The following is a 21,562-nucleotide window of genomic DNA, read 5'->3' on the forward strand; positions in this document are numbered from 1 at the left end:
TTGTTAATATGTAAGTTGTTTCTCTAAATGCACTAATGCTCTATTCAATAGTTCTATGGCTTGTAGACTGGATTCTCCTCCACCTTGAGCAAACGTATCGTTCCCTCCACCTTTGCCGTCAATTTCCGAGAGGATTGATTGAATCCAGGTTTTCATGCTCACAGATACATCACCTGTTCGTCCTACAACCACTTGAAGCTTACCTTCATATATAGAAATTAAACCCACAATCATGGCTTCATCCGTTTTGGCTAACATAGTTTTGGCTAACTTCTGAAGGTCTTGCATCGATTTTCCCTCAAAGCTTTCAGCCACCAATTTCCAGGTTTCATTCTTATAAAGCTCAGCATCATCAATAAGCTGTTTGGCATTGACTTCTAGTATCGTATCAAGTGTGGCTTGTAGTTCCTTTTCTAATGACTTTGCATTTTCTTTTAAAATTGTCACTGCATCTAGCAACTTTTCCTCGGGAGCATTCAATAAAGGTTTCATTTTTGAGATTGTATCATGTTTAGCCTGTAGCTGGTTTAAAACACGAATTCCACAAACAAAAGTAATTCTTATGCCATTTTTCTGTTTTTCCCACTCTAGGATTTTAATAGCTTGTACCTGCCCAGTGGAATTTGGATGCGTACCCCCACAGCCGTTATAGTCAAAATCAGGAATAATAACTAATCGTATCTCATCAGTAACAGATAAAGCCTTTCTAAGTGGTAATGCCTTTGCTTCTTCTTCTGTCACCCATTTTGCTTGAATAGGATGGTTATTTATAATGATTTCGTTAGCATAGGCTTCTACTCTACTCGCCTCATGGTTTTCAAGTTGTTTAATATCTAGATCAATCGTACAAAGCTCATTCCCTAAGTGAAAGCTCGTAGTTCGAAAACCGTATATTTCCTCAAAAGCTGCCGACAAAATATGTTGGCCTGCGTGTTGCTGCATATGGTCAAACCTTCGATTCCAATCGATAGAACAGTCTACGATTTCAGATGTTGTTGCAAGGGGTAAATGTAAATAGTGTCTAATTTCCCCTTCCACTTCTTCTACATTCCAAACTTCATAACCACCAATTACTCCCTTGTCATGAGGTTGTCCCCCGCCGGTTGGATAAAATGCCGTTTCATTTAGGACGACGTACCATTTACCTTCGAGATCTTGATTCATTTTTTGGATTGATGTTGAGAAGTTCACTAAATATGGATCTTGATAATATAATTTCTCAGTCAACATGCTTACTCCCTTTTTATCTATTTATTACATACCATATCAAATTCTTATATGGAAGAAAACACAAGCTTCCGGCACGAAATTAATTGTTGACATCCTAACTATTTTATGTTATAATGTAAAATTTTATTTACAATAGATGTAAATTAATATATTATCGTTGTAGATATACTTCCAGATTTTTCAACCTATTAATCATTCGGTTGACCGATTATTTAGGAGGAATTTATGAAACTAGCTAAAGGTTTGGCCATGTTAGAAATTTCAGCACCTATGATGGGGAAGATTGAAACCATTTATCCTACTATCCTATTTGATGAAAACGGCATTACATTAATTGATACTGGCTACCCTGGTCAAGAATCTTTGTTTTCTACTGCAATTGAGAACGAAGGTTTATCATTTTCACAAATTCATACCATCCTTATGACCCACCAAGATTTAGACCATATCGGAAGTTTACCTGCAATTATTGAACAATCTCAACCAAACAAAATTCAAGTAAAAGCACATCCCCTTGAAATCCCTTACATCCAAGGGGAAAAACGATTAATTAAAATTACACAAGAAGCTATTGATACAATTGATCAATGGTTTCCAACTGGAGTGCCCGAAGACTTTAAAGCAGCATTTAAAGCACTATTACAAAATCCTCCAAAAGCAAAAGTGGACCTTCCGCTAGTAGATGGGCAAAATCTTCCAATCATTGGAGGGCTTATTTGTATCCATACACCTGGGCATACACCAGGACATATGAGCTTTTACCATCAAGACTCTAAAACCTTGATTGCTGGAGATGCACTCTTAATAGAGGATGGAAAATTGATCGCATCACCTGCTCAATATTCTAGCCATTTAGATGAGGTTTTCCGTTCAATTAAGAAACTAGCAGAATTTGATATAGAAAAGATTATTTGCTACCACGGTGGATTATACGAATCATCAGACATACAAGAAAGACTGTTAGAAATTGCTGAGAAATCGTCACAGCTTATTAACTAATACCTAAACAAACACCCATTTCCTTTTCCTTACATAATGTAGATAAGAAAAGGAGTGATACCATGTTTCAAAGACGACCTGGTAAAGTAAATGTTCATGGGGGGTTTGGGGGTGGAGGCTTCCCTACCCATGGCGGAGGTGGCTTTCCTGGACTTGGCGGAGGCGGTTTTCCTGGTCAAGGTGGAATGAATATTAATCCTAATCATCATGGAGGATGGAATCCAGGGCCATATAATCCTGGACATCATGATCAGTTCAATCATTATGGGCCAACTGTAGTAGGAGGTCATGGCTATCCTTACGGAGGTGGATTTGCAGGAGGCTTACTGTTAGGAGGGCTTGCTGGCGCTGCTGCAGGATCAGCATCGTCTCCTGCATATCCTTATCCTTATCCTTACCCGTATCCAGTTCCGTACCCAACCACTTACCCATATCCATATCCTTCCCCATATCCAACTGGGACACCATACTAATTGATTTTCTATTTTGTTCAAGTAGTTAAATAAGCGCGAACTTGCAAAAGAGACTGAATCAAAAGGTTGAAAATCAACTTGAGATTCGCCTCTATTTTGTTTATCCATTTTCAAGGTATGAATAGAAGGAAGGGTTAAAATTTAGGTTTTGTGAAAAAATGAATATCAAAACCTAAGTTAATTGGAGTGGAAGGTGCGAAAACTCCTGCGGGATCAGCGCCAGCCCCACCGAAAGCGAATACCCTGGACCGGAAATTAATGATCATCTTTACAACCCGTCCAAAATACTTGAGGGTGTCCCAAAAGTTTATAACCTTTTGGAACACCCTCTTTTTTACTCGTGCAATCTTCCCATCATAATCGTGTTATAATACTTACCGTCTGAGAGGATTTTGTCATTTTTTAAAATGCCTTCAATTTCAAAACCAAGCTTTTTATAAAGTTGGATAGCTTTTTCATTTGTTTCTAACACACTCAAAGTCATTTTTTTAATACCATTGCTGTCTGCCCATGAAATAGACTCTTTCAACAAGTTTTTTCCTATTCCGTATCCCCAATAATCTTTTAACACCCCAACTCCAAATTCCACTTTATGTGAGAATCTTTTCAATTCATTACCTTCACATCTTGAAAACCCAACGATACGACATTCAACTTCAGCAACTAAAAATATGTTTTTAGCATTCTCAGAGTCGTTTTTAATAATCTGTTCAAAACCAGGTATGTCTATAAAGGCCTCGCCCTTTTCTCTATCTAAATTTTCGGTCTCCCCATCTATCCTCAAACGTAATTCTGACATTTCTTTTGCATCTTTTACGTTCGCTGATCGAATTGTATAGGAAACCCCGTTAACAAGAAATTCTTGATTTTTTATAATCATGTTAATACTCCACCCACTAGTTATGTATGCTACTTTTTCAAAACTAAAAATCTATTTTTTAAAATAAATTAATAAATAATAAACGGGCAGGGAAACCCCACCCGTTTTATATTTATGCTTTGTTTAAAAGAAGTCAGATGTTTTAACTGAGCAATTTGCTAAAATCACCTAATTAAAATGCCCAGTTTCCATTTCTAAAAATGGCTTCTGATTTTCCATCTTCAGTCACTCCGTCAATATCCATCTCTGCTGAACCAATCATGAAATCAACGTGTGTTAAACTTTCATTTAAACCGTTTTCTTCTAATTGCTCTTGAGTCATTTTCTTTCCACCTTCTAAGCAGAAAGCATAGGCGCTACCAATCGCAAAGTGGTTGGATGCATTTTCATCAAATAAAGTGTTGAAGAACAAGATATTTGATTCAGAAATTGGAGATTGATGTGGGACAAGTGCAATCTCACCAAGATAATGAGATCCCTCATCTGTTTCAATCAATTTCTTTAATACTTCTTCTCCTTCTTCAGCTTGGAAGCTTACGATTCTACCATTTTCAAAAGTAATGGAGAATTTGTCAATGATGTTTCCGCCATAGCTTAAAGGCTTCGTGGATGAAACTGTTCCATTTACACCTGTTTTTAAAGGAACAGTGAAGACTTCTTCCGTTGGCATGTTAGCCATGAATTCATGACCTTTTTCATTAATACTTCCTGCCCCTACCCATAAATGACCTTTAGGTAATTCAACAGTAATATCTGTGCCTGGAGCTTTGTAATGAAGCTTTGTATATTTCTTTTCATTTAGATAATCGACTTTTTCATGTAGTTTTTGATCATGTTTTTCCCATGCTTCTACAGGATTATCTTCTGTCGTTCTCGTAGCTGCAAAAATCGCATCCCAAAGCTTAGATACCCTTTCTTCTTTAGGCTCATTCGGGAACACCATATCAGCCCAGCCTTGTGAAGGAACAGCAATGACTGTCCAGCTTACTTTATCTGATTGAGCCATTTGTCTATATTCTTTTAATGCTGTACCTGCAGCTTTCTGGAAGTTAGCGATTCTTTCAGTCTTGACTCCTTTTAATAAGTCAGGACTAGAGGACACGATGCTCATAAAAGCTGCTCCCTCTTTAGCAAGCTGAATCAATTCCTTTGCACGATGCTCTGGGTATTCAGTAAATACTTCGTCTGGTGCCATGTCGTATTTAATACGATTTAGTTCATCATCATTCCAGTTTACAACGACATTCTTTGCTCCTACTTCGTATGCCTTCTTCGCAACAAGACGAACGAATTCTGCACCATCTAATGTCGTATTCACAACTAACGTTTGTCCAGGTTGAACATTTACCCCAACCTTCACAGCTAGCTCAGCATATTTCTCAAGATTTTGTTTAAAATTACTCATATGTATCGACTCCTTTTTCCTGAATCTTCATTTATTTTACCTTTTTACATTAAGAAAATAAACTAAATATTCTATATATACGTGAGATTAGCTAATTTATTTTATGATCAGTATAATAGTATATTCAAAATATCATAATTGATTGGTTTGAACACGATGAAAACTTCACAAATCATAACTCAATGGCAAGATGCTTTGCAGATTGAAATGAATTTTATTAAAACTAAAGGGAGTAGTAAATATCGTCTAATAAACGGTGTGAGCTTATCTTCAAGCGACGGATTTTCGTATCTATTTGAAACATCTCGTCCTCTTTCCATTCCTACTGGTACAAATGTGACGATTCAATGGGGACATTTAGAACTTCCTGCAAGACTAGTGTCTTCTGACAATAAGCATGTGGTATTGATACTAGAAAAAAGCATAGGTGATACGGTAACTGATGCTATTCTAATTTATGACCCATGGCAGCTGTTAGAGGAACTAGCTACCCGATTAGAAGAAATTAAAAAAGATAAGAAAAAACGCGGCAGAGTTCATAGAACGATTAAGCCATCTAATGAAATCCAGCAGCCTTCTGAAACTAAGAATCAAAGTTTTGTCAAACAGCTTTTCGATCGGTCCAAAAGTAATCCGGTCACGTTTGTATGGGGCCCCCCTGGTACTGGAAAAACCTATACATTAGCAAGAGTAGCAGCCAATAAGTATTTGGTAGGAAAAAGGGTTCTCATTCTATCCAATAGTAATAGCGCAGTTGATGTATTAATATATGAAACTTTTGAATTTCTGCTGCGAAAAGATAAATTCAATAAGGGTACTGTATTACGTTATGGAAATACAAACATGAACGATTTATCTTTAACAGAGTCGGTAACCTCTATTCAATTACTTACCGAAACAGAGCCTACTCTAGTAACGGATTTAGACAAACTTAAAATTCAAAGGGAACAAATCAAAAATGATTCTGGTTTCGCAAAAAACCAACGCGATACGAAAGATTTGTTAGAGATTGAACAAAAAATACTAGGGTTAGAAGAGAAGATGCGACGTAAAGAGAAAAAGCTTCTTGAAGATGCGAAAATTATTGGCACAACATTAGCCAAAGCGGCAAGTGATAGTACCATTTATGAACAAGAATTTGATTTGGTGATAGTGGATGAAGCAAGCATGGCCTATATTCCTTATATTGGTTTTGCTGCCTCCTTAGGAAAAAGAGTGATTATCTGTGGTGATTTTAAGCAGCTGCCTCCCATCGCACAAAGTAGGCATCCATTAGTCCATCAGTGTCTAAGACAGGATATTTTTCTAGAAGCAGGAGTAACTGATTCAATTAATCAAGGGATTCTTCATCCTCAATTACTCTTATTATCCGAACAAAGAAGGATGCATCCACAGATTTCAGCTTTCACTAATCAGTATATATATCATTCTCTTGTATTTGACCATTCTTCTGTGTTAGCTAAACGGGAAAACTTAGCACAAAAGCTTCCATTTCCCAATATCGCTTCCATACTTGTAGATACAAGTGGAACTGGAACTTTTGCTGCAATTGATCCCATTACTAAATCAAGATGGAATGTTTGGCAACTATTATTATCCTTTCAACTTATAAAAGAACTGCTTGAAGGTGGCACTACCTCTATTGGATACATTACACCTTATAGAACTCAGGCTGAACTCATGGATATTCTGATTGAGGATATACTTAATAATGAAAAAAAGAAGGCAGACATTATTTCCGCAACTGTCCATCGCTTTCAAGGTAGTGAACGTGATGCCATTGTTTTTGACACAGTCGACTCGCTTCCCTTCCATAAACCTGGGATGCTTTTGACAGGCCCTGAGAGTGAAAGGCTACTGAATGTCGCCATTACTAGGACGAGGGGGAAGTTCATTCATGTGAGTGATGTTTCATTTATGAAAGATCGATTGAATATGAACAACACCGTACGTAAATTAATTGTGCATCAATTAGAGCATAAAAAAAGAGTGCCCCATTCTGCTATTGGTAAATGGGTTAACAATCAAGACGCTCGGCTAAAATGGGTGCACTCACATAGCTTAGACCCTTTAAAAACGGATGTAAAACTTGCGAAACAATCTATTAGCATTGGAATAAATGCATCAACACTTAATAATCAGTGGACTACCTTATTTAGCGAAAGACAAAATCAAGTTAATTGTACGACCACCGTTAATCAAAATGTGCAATTTCCATATATGATTATCGACGAAAAGATCCTGTGGATTGGACAACCTTTTGATTACATGAAAAACGCTCTTCCACCACTTGTATCTGTTCGAATTCAATCTGAAGCATTTATTAAACGATTCCTTCAATTAGTAGGCACCTAATAAAAAAAGCAAGCCAATCTGTATCTAATCCCAATAGATAACAAGAAGGCTTGCTTTAATATTATTTATTGTTCAACTGTTTCTTCTGCCGATGTAAATTGTTCAGTCTCCGTTGATCCTTTCAATGCTGTTGTTGAAGACATACCTCCAGAAATCACTTGTGCAACCTCATCAAAGTATCCAGTACCAACTTCACGTTGATGTCTTGTTGCAGTATATCCGTAAACCTCGCTTGCGAACTCTGCTTCTTGAAGTTCAGAGTAAGCTGCCATCCCGCGATCTTTGTATTGTCTAGCCAGCTCAAACATACTATGGTTCAGAGAATGGAATCCTGCTAATGTCACGAATTGGAATTTGTATCCCATTTTTCCTAATTCCACTTGGAAGGTAGCGATGGTTTCGTCATCTAGCTTCTTCTTCCAGTTGAATGACGGTGAACAGTTATAGGCTAATAATTTTCCTGGGAATTGTTCGTGAATTGCCTCTGCAAAACGACGTGCTTCTTCTATGTTCGGTTCAGACGTTTCGCACCAAATCAAATCTGCATAAGGTGCATACGCTAGCCCCCTTGCAATTGCCTGATCTAACCCTGCTTTTGTTTCAAAAAACCCTTCAGGTGTACGGTTTCCAGTAATGAACGGAGCATCATATGGGTCGACATCACTCGTAATTAAATCCGCTGCATTTGCATCGGTACGTGCAACTAACACAGTTGGTACTCCAAGAACATCTGCAGCAAAACGAGCAGCAATTAGATTTTTGACAGCTGTTTGTGTTGGTAATAACACTTTACCTCCAAGATGGCCACATTTCTTCTCTGAAGAGAGTTGGTCTTCAAAGTGAACGCCTGCCGCTCCAGCTTCAATCATACCCTTCATCAGTTCAAAAACATTGAGCTGTCCACCGAACCCAGCTTCTGCGTCTGCCACAATAGGCGCAAACCAATCAATGTCTTCTTTTCCTTCCATATAATGAATTTGATCAGCACGTTGTAAAGCTTGATTGATACGTTTTACCACTTGCGGCACACTGTTTGCTGGATATAAGCTTTGATCCGGATACATATGACCTGAAAGATTAGCATCAGCTGCAACTTGCCAGCCGCTTAAGTAAATAGCCTTTAGTCCTGCTTTCACCTGCTGCATTGCTTGATTTCCTGTTAACGCACCAAGAGCATTAATAAAGTCTTCTGTATGAAGATAATTCCATAGCTTTTCTGCTCCACGTCTAGCCAAAGTATGTTCAATTTGAACAGAACCTCTTAACTTTACTACATCTTCTCCACTATACGGACGTGTAATTCCAGACCATCTTTCATCCGTTCTCCAATTCTCTTCTAACCTTTTCCCTAATTCTTCTCTCATCGTCCATTCCTCCAATTATGATAATTTTTCATAAGCCGGTAATGTTAAGAATTCTGCAAAGTCATTTTGAGATATTAATTGTTGAAATAATGTAGCTGCTTCTTCAAAGCGTCCTTCATTATAGTTTTCTTTTCCCACTTGTCCGAAGATGATTGAAAGCTCTTCTTCTTGCAATTGATTTACCAATTCTAATGTAACTTTCCGTCCATCCTCTAGAATCCCTTTAGGGTGGCGAATCCACTGCCAAACTTGGGCTCGAGAAATTTCTGCAGTTGCTGCGTCTTCCATGAGGTTATGAATCGGCGCTGCCCCTCTCCCATTCAACCACGAAGCGATATATTGAATACCGACGTTAATATTCAAACGAAGTCCTTGTTCAGTGATGCTACCAGAAGGGACTTCAATCAAGTCTTCTCTAAAAACTTGAACATCTTCTCTTTTCTTGTGGATTTGATTCGGTGTAGTCATAATTCGATCAAAAACAGCCTTTGCAGTAGGAACCATGCCTGGATGCGCTACCCAAGTTCCATCATGGCCATCAGTCGCTTCTCGTTCTTTGTCAGCTGTTACCTTTGCAAACGCCTCTTCATTCGCTTGTTGATTGTTTTTCACTGGAATTTGCGCAGCCATACCACCGATTGCAGGAGCATTTCTTTTATGGCAAGTCTTAATGACCAATAATGAGTACGCTCTCATAAATGGACTCGTCATTGTCACTTGAGCTCTGTCAGGCAAAATAACTTCTTGTCGGTTTTTAAATTTCTTTAAATAACTAAAAATATAATCCCATCTCCCACAATTTAACCCAGCGGAATGTTCCTTAAGTTCGTATAGAATTTCATCCATTTCATAGGATGCTAGAATCGTCTCAAGTAATGAGGTTGCTTTAATCGTACCTTGAGGTATTCCAAGGCTGTCTTGCGCAAATACAAATACCTCATTCCATAAACGCGCTTCTAAATGGTTCTCCATTTTAGGTAAGTAAAAGTATGGGCCGCTACCCTTTTCTATTAACGCTTTTGCATTATGAAAGAAAAACAAGCCAAAATCGAACAAACTTGCTGATATCGGCGAACCGTCTAGTAGTACATGCTTTTCTTCTAGATGCCACCCACGAGGCCTCACTTTTAAAACGGCAGGATTTGAAGAAAGTTCATATTTTTTCCCATTTGGAGCTTCATATTGGATCGTTCCACGGACAGCGTCACGTAAATTTATTTGACCTTCAATACAGTTATCCCAGGTAGGAGAATTCGCATCCTCAAAATCTGCCATAAATACATTGGCTCCAGAATTTAAAGCGTTTATCACCATTTTCCGATCAACAGGTCCAGTAATTTCAACTCTTCGGTCCTGTAGATCCTTCGGCAATGGACCCACCGTCCAATCACTTTCCCGGATATGTTTTGTTTCTGGTATGAAATCAGGATAAATGCCGTTGTCAATTTTTTGTTGAATTTCTTTTCTTCTTTCTAACAGTTCTGTTCTCTTTTTACCGAATTTTCTTTGAAGATTTTCTACGAAGTGCAAAGCTTGTGGTGTAAGTATTTCTTCATACCCTTGTTTCAAAGGCCCTGTTACTCTCAGGCCTTTTGCTTCTGTTTTCATGATTCGTAGCCACATCCCTTCAAGCACCTATGTTATAATACAGATTTATTATTCCTGTTCGTATTATATAACAACCTTTTCAGAAATGTCACCATATTTTTTGAAAATTATAAAATTATTTTAAAAAGGTAATTTCAAGTAAACTTAGCTAATTAAAATCGACAATGATGAAATAAAAGTAGATTTTTCACTACATTTGCCGAAATTGTTCTAGTTCTGTCACCAGCATAGGAATAAAGGCGTTCTATGGAGAATGTAAAGGTAAAAGGGGGAATGAGTTGTGAATACAAAAACTGTTTCAAGAATCTTAAATGTTTCACCTAAAACGATTCGAAAATGGGTTAAACAACTAAATCTCGACCTAAATAAAAATGAACTAGGCCACTTTTTATTTGAAAAAGAAGATGTAGAGGAATTAAAAAGGTTACAACAACAATTGCAAAAAGGGGTTTTATTACAGGATGTGCAAGTAATCAAGAAGCCGGACAAAGAAACTAGAACGATTAAAAACGAAACTGAAATGATGGAGAAATTTTTATCAAAATTAGATCAAGTCGAAAGGAAACTTGATCAAAAAGCTGACGCTGTTGTTTCTTATCAATTATTACAGCATCGCCGTGAAATCGAAGAATTGCATGAGGAAATCACACGATTGAACCATCGAATTGTAGCACTAGAAAAAAATCAAAGACCTTCCATTCCAATAGATCCGTTACCTTTTCTCGACCACAAGATTGTGACAAATAGAAAAAATAAGACCAAGATAAAGAATTTACTGACCATGCTTTTTACTATGAAATGAACTACTCTAAAACTATAATCGCAAACGATTTGTCCTAACCAGCTATCAAATAAAATTTTGACTCGAGGGATCATTACGGATCCTTTTTCTTTTGTTTAAGGAAGTTTTAAGATTGATCCGTTCATTATGTACGGGATTCAAGCAAGATGGATGAGGTAGTGGACTTGGCAAAACCTGCGTTCATCCAGCATTTCCAAGTCTATCGTAACATTGCTTGGGAAGTTAGATTGTATAATAAACCATGAAAAAAGCGCTCCATTGAGCGCAAGGACTAAATATTTTCTCTAGTAAAAATCACTTCCGCTTACTCTAGATACAGCCTTCCGGAATTTTGTCCATCTCGGTGGAAAGTGATTGCTGCCGGTCTTTATTTCACAATGGGTATCATATTCTATCCTGACACTCCAATGGGTGCCATCCTGAGCATAGATAAAATACTCCTCAGCCCAATTGATGAAATCACATTTATACAATTCGGATTTAAACCATTCCATCTCTTCATGCGATAAGGAACGGAATCGGTCAAACTTTTCTAAATCCCTCACTAGACCATCGACGTCCATTTCAACCGTCCCATTTTCTAAATCAATTTTCACATTGAAGTAAAGTCCTGGAAAGCCACCAACTTCCGCATGAATCACTTTGATCTTATCGTAAGGCTTCTTGCCCCGGTACTTTTTCCATGTGTGACCACAATTTAGACAATGGTATTTGGCATTACCGACAGTGAATGTATCTAAATAGTTCAACCTATTTTCGTTCAATTGTTCTTCATCAATTTTCGGTAGTTCAGGAATGATGTCATACGTGTTTTGCTGCTGGCATTTTGGACAAGTTGGTGAAATTCTTCTAACGGTGTTCAAATTTAACTCACTCTCCATAACAACGATTATTTCTTTTAGTAAATTAATTATTAATTCAAACCTGTACATCCAACTACATTTAGTTATGATCCGGTTCTTTGTAACCTATCTAAATTCGAAAAAACAAAAAAGAGGCATTATCCCCCTTCACTCACCAATGACCATTTGTGCTATCTTTACAGTCTGTAGTTCTTTTTGAACTTTGTTTATTGATGTAATACTACTTTTGGATCGTTGCGCTAATTCATTAGGTAGCTTTTGAATCTTCTCTATAGATGCATCTAAATCCTTATCTAAACTTTCTTTTATAATTACAGAACTGCCTTTATTTTCTTTCCAAAACTGAATTGCATTTAGCGTATTTTTCCCCATTTCCTGTGCTGAATTAATAAGGGACCTCGTTTTATTTACTGTAATCAAAACACTTGAAGATAGTTCAAAAACTTTATGAGCTTCTTTAGTTGTATTCCTTAAATCTTCAATCTGATAAATCAAGTTTGAGTTTAACTCTTGTTCAATCTGAAATAACAGTTCAATGCTTTTTTCTTTTTGATATTCTTCGAATAATAAACTTAACTTTTGATGAGAATCACTCATCTCTTTTTGAACAACTGTTAAGTTCTCCAAACCCATTAATATACTATCAATTTCATTAAATTGAATCTGTGCAAATTCAAATTTAGTACTTATGCTATCTACAATAGGAATATTAACTAAAGTGCTGACTCCTTGAACAACGTTATTTGTTGAGTCAAATTTGCCTATTGCATCCCTTATAGGATCTAAATTTCCCTTTAGCCACTCAACATTTTCAACTAATAAATTTATATCCTGATTATATTGATCTAGATTACTAATGATTTTAGGTAGTTCGGTTTCTATTACTTTTAAAGAATGATTTCTAGCTTCATTTACTTGGTTGTTCACAGAATTTATCTCTGGTGTGTCTCTAACACTATTATTGACAGCTATTTGACTAGCCATATATCCGAATGCACCTGAAACTAGTATTGATGAAATAATGGTGATAGGAAACATATACCTTTGAAATACGTGTTTCTGATTAGAAACAACCCTCTCCTTCTTCACTTCCATATGCGGCACCTTCCTCCTTAACAAAGGGAATTCTTTGTAGTTATTACCAACGCTGACCCGCACCTAAAACTTTCTAATAAACCGTATTCTGAATGTCCAATTATCAATCTTATTTATTATACAACGTTTTTCTTTAAAATTTTTTGTCATAATTTAACATACTAGCGAATCATTCAACTAGCTAGTAAAAATAAATTCAAACGTTTTCAACGAAGATTTGATACAACATAGAGGATATGAAGAAGAAAATCTTACTAGAAACTAATGATCTAAATGAACATTGTTTAACTGGAGATTAATCTTTGCAACATCAACTGACACAAAATTGATAAAAAAATACATATTGAAGATTGATACCATAACGCTGAGGCAATTAGATCATAATCTAGTATTAAATCATATTCCCTCAAAATCAAAAATTAAGCGTGGAGGTATCTTTATGAAAATCAGATCAATAAGAAAATGTGTTGAACTAGAGGTTTTTGAGATTTATGTAGAAGGATATTATATTACTATTGAAGTATTTAATCGAAGCAATGATTTCGTGGGATTTGCAATGACTACATATCCAAAGTACGCTTGTTTTACCGGAGTAGGCTTTCATATAAATAAAATAGAATGTGCTATTGCTGCTTATCAAGATTTTCAAACGCAGATAAATGAAAACATACACTAAAATCGCGTTAGTGTGGTTTAGAAAATTAATTGAAAAGTTTGAGAGTCAGCACATAAGTGTTGACTCTCATTAGAGAATAATTTACTTTCCCCTAAAACGATAAAACTTCTTTCCAAACATCATAGAGAACAGTAGACTTAAAAACTATGTCTACCTATAATCGATACTGGACACTTATATTGTAAAAAAGTAAAGAAATCTGAGAATCAGAACGAATTCTCTTATTGTAATAAAACACAAAATTGTCCATTTGGTAGAGACGATTCTTTAGTTTTGTCCACGTGTGGTACCTGGTACTGATTTTGCACCTATCTAAGAGTAATAAATAGAATGAACAGGGGATTTTTCACCCTGCTCTCAAAAATTAAAGGCTGGCTTAATACTTTTTAATTCAACCTTTCAAGCCACTCTTTTTCTAGCACAACTCAACTCTCTGCTTTTCCACTATTTGTGATACAGTCCATTTTTCCCTTTTATTTTATGTATTGTTTGGAATTGGAATCGTCTCTATTTTTATTCATTAACATGTTTCCACACTCTAAGTGTGTGGACTGTAATTGACAACACAAGGAGATGTTGGTGGGTTTATCAGCAAATCCAATTAGGAAACCTTACTAAAAGGAACGATTTAACTGAATGAGAAAGAAGGGCTTTACAATAATTATGAAAAGTTTATTTATTTGTTGTCATCGTGAAGGAATTCTAGATCTTTTGGAACCAAATTGTACTTCCTTAGTTTCTGATAAATTTCATCGTTTTTTTTCGGGTTGGAGTAAACTTCTTCAAATAATTTCAAATCAACATTACCTTTTTCAGAAAGGTACTTCTTTTCAACCAACTTATCAGTGATATAATTCCTTACCTCTACGTAACTATCGTATGCTGCTTGAGCCTCATCATTAGTAACAAAGTACTTTCCACTGTGAACTATTTCGTTTCTGATTTTATATAAGTGTTTATACCATTTATAAACCACTGGATGTTTAAAGAAGTCGAGCTTCTCCCCTAATTTTTTTGAGAGGTGTTGTTCAATCAAGTTCCTAAATGCAATATTTTTCTTTTGTTCAATTTCTTTTTCTATCTCTTTCTGTGGCCTATTCTGCCTTTGCCCATCAATTTTAACAATTAACCGCATTGTGTTTCTAATGAAAATCTCAAAGGATGTTTGTAACTCAATGATTGCAGAAAGAAAGTTCTCAGTTTCTATGGAGTGTTTTGCGTTTGAATAAAAACGGTCAACCAACGCAACTTCGGGATATTTTTGCCAAGTCACCATCATCTTTTGTGCTAACTGTAGTTTTTTTGAGGGTAAAATTTCACTTTCTTTGAATAATTTCATTGGAGAGGTTATATATAAATAAGTTTTACCATCTACTTCAATATGGAGGTAATCAGGCAAGTCATACACAGTGATATCTTTAACAAAATTAAGATCAAGTGTGAAGCGTATCGAAGTCAAAAAGTCATTAACATAGCCTAAACAATTATAAATTATTCCTCTCAATAGATTTTCCACATCTGATGGTACATCTTTATCATCATAAAGGTATGTTACCTTCAATTGAGTATTGTTGATATCATCAAAATTTTTCTTGTCCTCCGAGAGATATAAATGATAATCCTCTAGTTCAATACTAAAATATTTATTATTTTCATACCTTGAAACAATTTTAAGTCCTTCTTTAAAAGGCAGTTTAAATGATAAAGGAATATATATTATAGCTTCTATAACAAATGCACCCTCTTAAATGTTATTCTCTTTAAGCTTATTAAGTAACACCGCTTTGCTAATCGGCTCATTATAATGCCATTCAATTATTTTAACATCTGCATTTTTAGCTTTTTCCCTTTTCAGGCCATCTAAATACTGCCTATGTTTAAAGGCTTCCTCACCACCAAAAAAATCTACTGGTTGGTAGTGAATAATTCCTTGATACTCTATCCCCACCCTCAAAGAAGGAATATAAATATCTAGACTTTGCCGTTCTAACCAGCTATCGTAATATTGAAAAATTGCGTCATCAAAATTACTTTTGACCAACTTGAACAGAGCCATTTCGGATTTCCATTTAGTCGATATTTCCCCACTTTCTACTAGATTACTATAGAGAAGTTCTAATTCTTTCTTGTGCTTATCACGAATCAATTCTACTTTCTTTTCATAAGCTTCCGTTCTTCTCTTTGAACCAGGGATTGAAGAATAGAACTCATCAATCCTCATATTAACTTTAAGGTATTCCATTTGCATCCCATACATATATTGAAAACGCAAGTAATGCCCTAAATCATTACCAGTAGAAAAATTGTGCTTCTCCATTAATACCTTGGCAACTTTTTTTGCAGCAATATTTCTATGTTCATTTGTGTCTCTTCTGAGATGGCAACCCAAAAAATGAATTAATTCATCGCATCCTTCAGGCATATAACTTCTTTCACCTTTGTTTTTACATAATGTGATTATTGTATCTAAGCTAATACCATAAATTGCATAACCCGCTATACCTTCATTTAGACTCCAAGTCGAAATTAAATTATTTAATATAATAATGTCGTCTAATTGATCTTCTGTAAAAATGGCTAAATGATTTATAGTTTCATCATCATCTAAATGGTTTTTTAGGATTGTGTGATAAGCTGCTCTTTTCGCAATCTCTTTTGCTAGGAAATACTTCTTTTGCGGAGTTTCATAAAAATACATTTTATACAATGGCCCTTCTATCTTTGGGGTAAAAGAAATATATCGAGCAGTTGAAAATTTAAAAGGAGAAACACCCCTGCGTTCAAAATCCTCTAAAACTCTATTTTTTTCGATATTCTTCATTTCAATTAACCTTTTTATCTTAAAATCATTCTTCATTTAGCTCCAACTTCCAATCTAGCATTATAATTAAATATAGGTGATATTTCCCCGGTCCAACTAATTTTAAAATCTTTTTTCGAAATACTATATAAAACCCGAATCAACTCATTAATTTCCCCAGACTTGATAAGTTTAATATGATATTTATATCTTTTCTTTTCACGTTTTCATATGGATCAAAACGGTTTTACTTTTGGCTCAAGTTATTTAATATTTCAAGGTCATTCTTATTATCAACCTTTACGGATTTTTCCACGTTGAATTTTTCTATTAATATTATACCTAATTAAATCAGAATATTGTTAAAATTCCTTAATTAAGCTCAATTGAAAATTAGAAAGCCATTTTAGAGGTTGTATATACCTATTGGTGGCAAATCAGAACAACTGTTAAGCTTAATTAAATATACTTAAAATGCCACCCTTGCTCGGTCAGCAGATTAGGGTGGCATTGTTCATCGGTGACATACCAATGGACTTTTTTCAGTCAAACTATATTATATGTAATTTATCTAGTTTTTATTCAAATTAATATTAGACCTATATTTTAACCATTACGATAGGTGATTTTTTTGAAAATCGGATTTAGGATTTCATCTATTTCAATCTCACTAATAATGAAAGAATGCTCAAAAGAGTGGCTTATGGAATGTACAGATTGTAAAGTTTTTAGGCATTACAATTCTTTTCCACTTATCGATCTCAAAAGAGATTTTAGCTTGTATATTCCTTCGATTAAATCTTGAATACTGGAAAAACACTATTAAAAAAGACTCAAGGATATCCAAAATATTATCAACCAAAGCTTTTGGACCAATTGAATCTAAGGTTATTTCAAAACGCACTTTAGTCGGGACAAAATATGGTAAAATAAGCCTAATGAGATAATCGAGTTAGAAATTTAATTAAACTTCTCCTTTTCCTTATATTTTTGATTAAATGGAAGGTGGTTCAATTATGACAATACCAGTAGATCAACTCAAGATGTGGGCGGTTAAGGGCAGCAATAAGATATCAAGTCCAGCCCATAATAAGTTAAGAGCGGTAGTATCCAATCCGGATTATTCGATATTATCACAAAAAAAGGTTAAATTTACAACAATGCTACAAGGCTCTTATGTCAATTTTACCGGTATTAAGGATAATAGTGATGTTGATTTAGTTATAAAATTATCCAATTACATAAAAAGTAACATTGATCTAACTCCAATGTATGAAAATATTAATACACCACCCTATACTTTCCCTACCTTTAAAGAAGATTTATTTAAAACTCTAATAAATTTTTACGGTAAAGATAAAGTATTAGTAGATTCAAAATCAATAAAAGTAAATATCGAAGAGGATTTTTGGGCTGATGTAGTGCCAGCATTTCAATATTACAATTGTAAATTTATTGATACTGAACTTAAAGTAATTAAAGGAATTTATTTAGAAACGGAAAATGGAGAACCAATAATAAATTATCCAAATCAACATCAAGCAAATGGACAAAGAAAAAGTAATGAGACTAACGAAGTTTCAAGAGTTATGGTACGAGTTTTCAAAAATGCAAAGACGTATTTAGTACAAAATCAAATAATCGATAAAAAAGTAGCTCCTTCTTATTTTATTGAAAATCTTATTTATAATGTCCCTAATGAATACTTTACTAATAATTTGCAAGAAACCTTTTTAAATATACTAAATTACCTTAACCTAGCAAATTTAGAAACTTTCAAGTGTCAAAATGAACACGATTATATATTCGGAGACAAAGTTTGGCATTGGAATACTAAAGATGCTCATACTTTTATTAAGGCTGTATTAGAGTTATGGGAATCTTGGCGATAAAAGAATTGTAAAAACTGTTTAAAATTAATTATAGAGTGAGTGATATGAAGGAAAATCTAACTCGTTAAGTAAGAATTTAATCTACAAAATAAGATATATATTTTTACATTTTAATACATTATCTGCATATTCCTTACAATACTTGTATAATAAGAGTAGCAGATAAATTTGCAAGGAGCGTGTCAAATATGGGGATACCAGCATCACAAATAGAGGTATGGGCAAAGCAAGGCAGTGTAACAAAAGCTATGGAATCTCATCATAAATTAAGAGATGTTCTAAATCATAATGAGAACTCAATTATTAAAACCAAAAGTATACAATATTCAATGTTTTTGCAAGGCTCTTATATTAATAATACTAATATTCGTGGAAACAGTGACGTTGATCTGGTAGTAATGTTAGAATCAACATTCTACAGTAACAAAGAATCACTTTCTAAGTATGATCAAGATAGACATAGCAAATCTTTTCCAACAGCTTCTTACCATTTTAATGATTTTAAAAGCGATGTATTAAACACATTATTAAATCATTATGGTATGCAGAAAGTAGAAGTAGGTAGCAAATCTATAAAAGTAAAGATGTCGGATGGGTATTGGGCTGATGTTGTACCAGTAGCTTTGTATAGAAAATATTTAACAAATAAATCAGGAATAGACTTTTCCACTGATTATATGGAAGGTGTATACTTTACTTCCTCATCGGGACAAGAAATTATTAATTTCCCAAAACAACATAAGGAAAACGGATATCAAAAAAATTCGGATACAAATGGAATGAGTAAAAAAATGGTTCGAGCTTTTAAAAATGCTCGTATTCGTTTATTAAATGAAGGAATCATTTCTAAAGACTTAGCACCCTCATACTTTATTGAAAATCTTATTTATAATGTTCCCAACCGGCTGTTTACAGCTGATTATGATGAATCATTTATAAATATCATAGCTTACTTGACTTTAAAAGATATGGAAATGTTCTTATGTCAAAATGAGCAAGATTTTATATTTGGTATGGACCCCTGGAAATGGAATATTGGTGATGCTAAGCAATTTGTTAGTTATATGAAAGCACTTTGGGAAGTTTGGTGATTTATATGCATAATTACTCAATCAATACAAACGAAAGAAGTACCGTACTTTTCTTTTTAGCAGTTGTAAGTATGATTATATCTAATTATTTGCCTAATTTACCGTTTTTACAATACGAATGGGTTTCGACCCCAAAGGCGTTTGCAATATATGGTATTCTCTATTACCTTTTTAATAGGTGGCTTTGGATTCCCCTTTCAAAAATAAAAATTTTATCAACACCATATTTAAATGGTGATTGGGAATCTAAAATAGATAGTTCATTTAATTTTGAGAAGGAGTCAATTGTATCTAACCTTGAAATCCGTCAGACTTGGACAAAAATTAGTTTTGATTTAACTACCCCTTTTTCAAATTCTGAAAGCTGTGATGCTTCAATTGATATTCAACCTGATGGCAGGTTCAAAATCTCTTACAATTATAATAATACTCCGAAAAGTAAAGCACCTAAAAGGATGACTGCCCACTCAGGAACAACACATTTAACTGTTTCAAAGAACAAAGACTCTTTTACGGGATTTTACTATACAAGCAGAGATCGAGGAAACTACGGTGATATATTGTTTCAAAGAAAAGAGAAACCAAAAGTTAGAACATTTTCTCCCGCACAGATATTAAAGAGGTAATCTTGGTAACTTATTTTTATGACATTTTTAATTTATAACAATAAATTAAGTATAAAAAGGACTCATATGGTCCTTTTTAATATTGCTCCCTTAAAGTAATTTTTCTGCTCCACAATGGATAAATTGTAGAATTATTTAAAATTACTATTTGAATTAATTACATAGTAGAAGCACCTTGATGAATATGAGGAGGATATTATGTTTACACCGACAGTGGACGAAAAAGCAATGCAGATAACATTAGTTAGTTTATTAGAGTCAGAAAATAAAATTGAATTAGCGAACATAATTAGGATGTCAAAAGTAGTTTACTCTCCTCAATGGGATTTTTCAGGAATAGTTTCCAATCAACGAAAACTATATGTTGAGATAAAGGTCCCTGTTAACCTAAAAAAGATTGCAAGAGAAAATGTCCAGGTACTTTCAGATTATTGTAATGAGATTTATGAAAATGATGAAGTATATGCTTGTTGTGGTGTTATTATTGGAACAAGAGCAATAATTGCAGAAGTCGTTGAATTCGAAAATAAAGTGCTCCTATTAGAAAAAGATTCTGTTTATACTAATTTAATTAAACATCTTTCTGCCGATACAAAAGTTGACTCATTACAGAAAAAGTATTTATACGAAGCCTGTACAACAGGAAACGAGGGAAATATTCTGGCAGCAAGCGTTATGTTAGGCTGTGCGGCTGAATTATTACTAAAAAAATTATGCGACTCCTTCTATTTATATTATAAAAATAACCATACCCAGAAGGAACAAGATACATTTGAACAAAAAGTTATTAAAGCAAAAACAGCTTATATCAGACTTGATGAATTCACTAAAAGAGCAGAAGCAAATGCAGAATTGTTCAAATCATTCGGGTTTGAAAATTTAAAATTAAACTTTAACTTTCTTGATATAATACGACAAACAAGAAATGATGCGGGACATCCTACTGGTAAAAATTTAGAGGAATCAGAATTCAAAACAATGTTAGGTAATTATCAATTATCATTAGGAAAATATCTTACTGCAATAGAGAACTTACCTATTATAAAAGTTAATCAGTGATTAAATAATCCTATTTAAATTAGGGGGTAAATTACTTTTTCCTTTAAATTAATATTTATTAGGAAAGAGAGGCTATACCCTACTTATTCGGACAACAAAATAGACCCTAACCTTTTGGGTCTATTTTGTTGTCTTATGAATGATGATTAACCAGCCAGCCTCCTGAATAAATAAGAGATTGTAATTACACTCTCTACACTAGTTATATTATGTTGAAAAATAACCTAATGAGTTATTCTAGAGTTAATAAGTAACATTAAGATGTATTTGGCAAGCAAAAAATGTATTAAACGGCAATTAAAATTGCATCCACTTGCCAACGTAAAATTAGTTTTGAATTACTG

General features: G+C 34.4%; 18 protein-coding genes. 9 read left to right on the plus strand and 9 right to left on the minus strand.

Features of this window, described 5'->3' with window-relative positions:
• Positions 1–3: 3 nt before the first annotated feature.
• Positions 4–1,230 carry an alanyl-tRNA editing protein gene (locus DBX25_RS12090; RefSeq protein ID WP_108671057.1) on the minus strand — a complete coding sequence of 409 codons (1,227 nt, stop codon included), beginning with the start codon at positions 1,228–1,230 and terminating at the stop codon, positions 4–6.
• 225 nt (positions 1,231–1,455) lie between these two features.
• Between DBX25_RS12090 and DBX25_RS12095 the strand changes: the two genes are divergently transcribed.
• Together DBX25_RS12095 and DBX25_RS12100 are read left to right on the plus strand one after the other, a co-directional pair.
• The gene (locus DBX25_RS12095) at positions 1,456–2,229 is read left to right on the plus strand and encodes an MBL fold metallo-hydrolase (RefSeq protein WP_108671058.1); all 774 of its coding nucleotides are present in this window, start codon (positions 1,456–1,458) and stop codon (positions 2,227–2,229) included.
• A gap of 62 nt (positions 2,230–2,291) precedes the next feature.
• Complete coding sequence (locus DBX25_RS12100) at positions 2,292–2,702, plus strand: hypothetical protein (protein WP_240620281.1); 411 nt, start codon at positions 2,292–2,294, stop codon at positions 2,700–2,702.
• 334 nt (positions 2,703–3,036) lie between these two features.
• On the opposite strand, the gene DBX25_RS12110 is transcribed toward DBX25_RS12100, so the two are convergent.
• On the minus strand, positions 3,037–3,582 hold the full coding sequence (locus tag DBX25_RS12110; RefSeq protein ID WP_108671060.1) for a GNAT family N-acetyltransferase: 546 nt from the start codon (positions 3,580–3,582) through the stop codon (positions 3,037–3,039).
• Positions 3,583–3,754: 172 nt separating this feature from the next.
• Entirely contained in the window at positions 3,755–4,987 is a 1,233-nt protein-coding gene (locus DBX25_RS12115; RefSeq protein WP_108671061.1) for an aminopeptidase, read from the minus strand.
• Positions 4,988–5,143: 156 nt separating this feature from the next.
• On the opposite strand from DBX25_RS12115, the gene DBX25_RS12120 reads away from it, so the two are divergent.
• Entirely contained in the window at positions 5,144–7,342 is a 2,199-nt protein-coding gene (locus DBX25_RS12120) for an AAA domain-containing protein (RefSeq protein WP_108671062.1), read from the plus strand.
• Positions 7,343–7,407: 65 nt separating this feature from the next.
• Here DBX25_RS12120 and aceA read toward each other — a convergent pair whose 3' ends face one another.
• Positions 7,408–8,706: an isocitrate lyase gene (aceA, locus tag DBX25_RS12125; protein WP_108671063.1), complete on the minus strand. Its 1,299-nt coding sequence runs from the start codon at positions 8,704–8,706 to the stop codon at positions 7,408–7,410.
• Positions 8,707–8,721: 15 nt separating this feature from the next.
• The gene (gene aceB, locus DBX25_RS12130; protein ID WP_108671084.1) at positions 8,722–10,314 is read right to left on the minus strand and encodes a malate synthase A; all 1,593 of its coding nucleotides are present in this window, start codon (positions 10,312–10,314) and stop codon (positions 8,722–8,724) included.
• Positions 10,315–10,594: 280 nt separating this feature from the next.
• Between aceB and DBX25_RS12135 the strand changes: the two genes are divergently transcribed.
• Positions 10,595–11,116, plus strand: a complete 522-nt coding sequence (locus DBX25_RS12135) for a MerR family transcriptional regulator (RefSeq protein WP_108671064.1) — start codon at positions 10,595–10,597, stop codon at positions 11,114–11,116.
• A 284-nt stretch (positions 11,117–11,400) separates the two neighbouring features.
• On the opposite strand, the gene DBX25_RS12140 is transcribed toward DBX25_RS12135, so the two are convergent.
• Together DBX25_RS12140 and DBX25_RS12145 are read right to left on the minus strand one after the other, a co-directional pair.
• The gene (locus tag DBX25_RS12140; RefSeq protein WP_108671065.1) at positions 11,401–11,979 is read right to left on the minus strand and encodes a hypothetical protein; all 579 of its coding nucleotides are present in this window, start codon (positions 11,977–11,979) and stop codon (positions 11,401–11,403) included.
• 147 nt (positions 11,980–12,126) lie between these two features.
• A complete protein-coding gene (locus DBX25_RS12145) occupies positions 12,127–13,074 on the minus strand; it encodes a hypothetical protein (protein ID WP_108671066.1) in 948 nt (315 codons plus the stop codon).
• Positions 13,075–13,513: 439 nt separating this feature from the next.
• Between DBX25_RS12145 and DBX25_RS12150 the strand changes: the two genes are divergently transcribed.
• Entirely contained in the window at positions 13,514–13,750 is a 237-nt protein-coding gene (locus DBX25_RS12150; RefSeq protein ID WP_108671067.1) for a hypothetical protein, read from the plus strand.
• Between the two features lie 676 nt (positions 13,751–14,426).
• Here the strand turns inward: DBX25_RS12150 and DBX25_RS12155 are convergent.
• A complete protein-coding gene (locus tag DBX25_RS12155) occupies positions 14,427–15,254 on the minus strand; it encodes a HEPN domain-containing protein (RefSeq protein WP_157950959.1) in 828 nt (275 codons plus the stop codon).
• A 240-nt stretch (positions 15,255–15,494) separates the two neighbouring features.
• Positions 15,495–16,607 carry a hypothetical protein gene (locus tag DBX25_RS12160; RefSeq protein ID WP_108671069.1) on the minus strand — a complete coding sequence of 371 codons (1,113 nt, stop codon included), beginning with the start codon at positions 16,605–16,607 and terminating at the stop codon, positions 15,495–15,497.
• Between the two features lie 959 nt (positions 16,608–17,566).
• On the opposite strand from DBX25_RS12160, the gene DBX25_RS12165 reads away from it, so the two are divergent.
• The 4 genes from DBX25_RS12165 (at position 17,567) to DBX25_RS12180 (ending at position 21,218) form a co-directional block, all read left to right on the plus strand.
• Positions 17,567–18,442, plus strand: a complete 876-nt coding sequence (locus DBX25_RS12165) for a nucleotidyltransferase-like protein (protein ID WP_108671070.1) — start codon at positions 17,567–17,569, stop codon at positions 18,440–18,442.
• A 188-nt stretch (positions 18,443–18,630) separates the two neighbouring features.
• Positions 18,631–19,533, plus strand: a complete 903-nt coding sequence (locus DBX25_RS12170) for a nucleotidyltransferase domain-containing protein (RefSeq protein ID WP_108671071.1) — start codon at positions 18,631–18,633, stop codon at positions 19,531–19,533.
• A gap of 5 nt (positions 19,534–19,538) precedes the next feature.
• Entirely contained in the window at positions 19,539–20,159 is a 621-nt protein-coding gene (locus DBX25_RS12175) for a Cap15 family cyclic dinucleotide receptor domain-containing protein (RefSeq protein ID WP_108671072.1), read from the plus strand.
• A gap of 198 nt (positions 20,160–20,357) precedes the next feature.
• Positions 20,358–21,218 carry a hypothetical protein gene (locus DBX25_RS12180; RefSeq protein WP_108671073.1) on the plus strand — a complete coding sequence of 287 codons (861 nt, stop codon included), beginning with the start codon at positions 20,358–20,360 and terminating at the stop codon, positions 21,216–21,218.
• Positions 21,219–21,562 lie beyond the last annotated feature (344 nt).

Source organism: Peribacillus acanthi (genome assembly GCF_003073175.1).
In the GTDB taxonomy this organism is placed as follows: Bacteria; Bacillota; Bacilli; order Bacillales; family DSM-1321; genus Bacillus_BN; species Bacillus_BN acanthi.

Bases quoted from the DNA above. Each gene is read 5' to 3' on its own strand.
- DBX25_RS12095 (WP_108671058.1), top strand. From the start codon at position 1,456: ATGAAACTAGCTAAAGGTTTGGCCATGTTAGAAATTTCAGCACCTATG.
- DBX25_RS12175 (WP_108671072.1), top strand. From the start codon at position 19,539: ATGCATAATTACTCAATCAATACAAACGAAAGAAGTACCGTACTTTTC.
- DBX25_RS12165 (WP_108671070.1), top strand. From the start codon at position 17,567: ATGACAATACCAGTAGATCAACTCAAGATGTGGGCGGTTAAGGGCAGC.
- DBX25_RS12120 (WP_108671062.1), top strand. From the start codon at position 5,144: ATGAAAACTTCACAAATCATAACTCAATGGCAAGATGCTTTGCAGATT.
- aceB (WP_108671084.1), bottom strand. From the start codon at position 10,314: ATGAAAACAGAAGCAAAAGGCCTGAGAGTAACAGGGCCTTTGAAACAA.
- DBX25_RS12110 (WP_108671060.1), bottom strand. From the start codon at position 3,582: ATGATTATAAAAAATCAAGAATTTCTTGTTAACGGGGTTTCCTATACA.
- DBX25_RS12145 (WP_108671066.1), bottom strand. From the start codon at position 13,074: ATGGAAGTGAAGAAGGAGAGGGTTGTTTCTAATCAGAAACACGTATTT.
- DBX25_RS12160 (WP_108671069.1), bottom strand. From the start codon at position 16,607: ATGAAGAATGATTTTAAGATAAAAAGGTTAATTGAAATGAAGAATATC.
- DBX25_RS12150 (WP_108671067.1), top strand. From the start codon at position 13,514: ATGAAAATCAGATCAATAAGAAAATGTGTTGAACTAGAGGTTTTTGAG.
- DBX25_RS12090 (WP_108671057.1), bottom strand. From the start codon at position 1,230: ATGTTGACTGAGAAATTATATTATCAAGATCCATATTTAGTGAACTTC.
- DBX25_RS12170 (WP_108671071.1), top strand. From the start codon at position 18,631: ATGGGGATACCAGCATCACAAATAGAGGTATGGGCAAAGCAAGGCAGT.
- DBX25_RS12115 (WP_108671061.1), bottom strand. From the start codon at position 4,987: ATGAGTAATTTTAAACAAAATCTTGAGAAATATGCTGAGCTAGCTGTG.
- DBX25_RS12100 (WP_240620281.1), top strand. From the start codon at position 2,292: ATGTTTCAAAGACGACCTGGTAAAGTAAATGTTCATGGGGGGTTTGGG.
- aceA (WP_108671063.1), bottom strand. From the start codon at position 8,706: ATGAGAGAAGAATTAGGGAAAAGGTTAGAAGAGAATTGGAGAACGGAT.
- DBX25_RS12180 (WP_108671073.1), top strand. From the start codon at position 20,358: ATGTTTACACCGACAGTGGACGAAAAAGCAATGCAGATAACATTAGTT.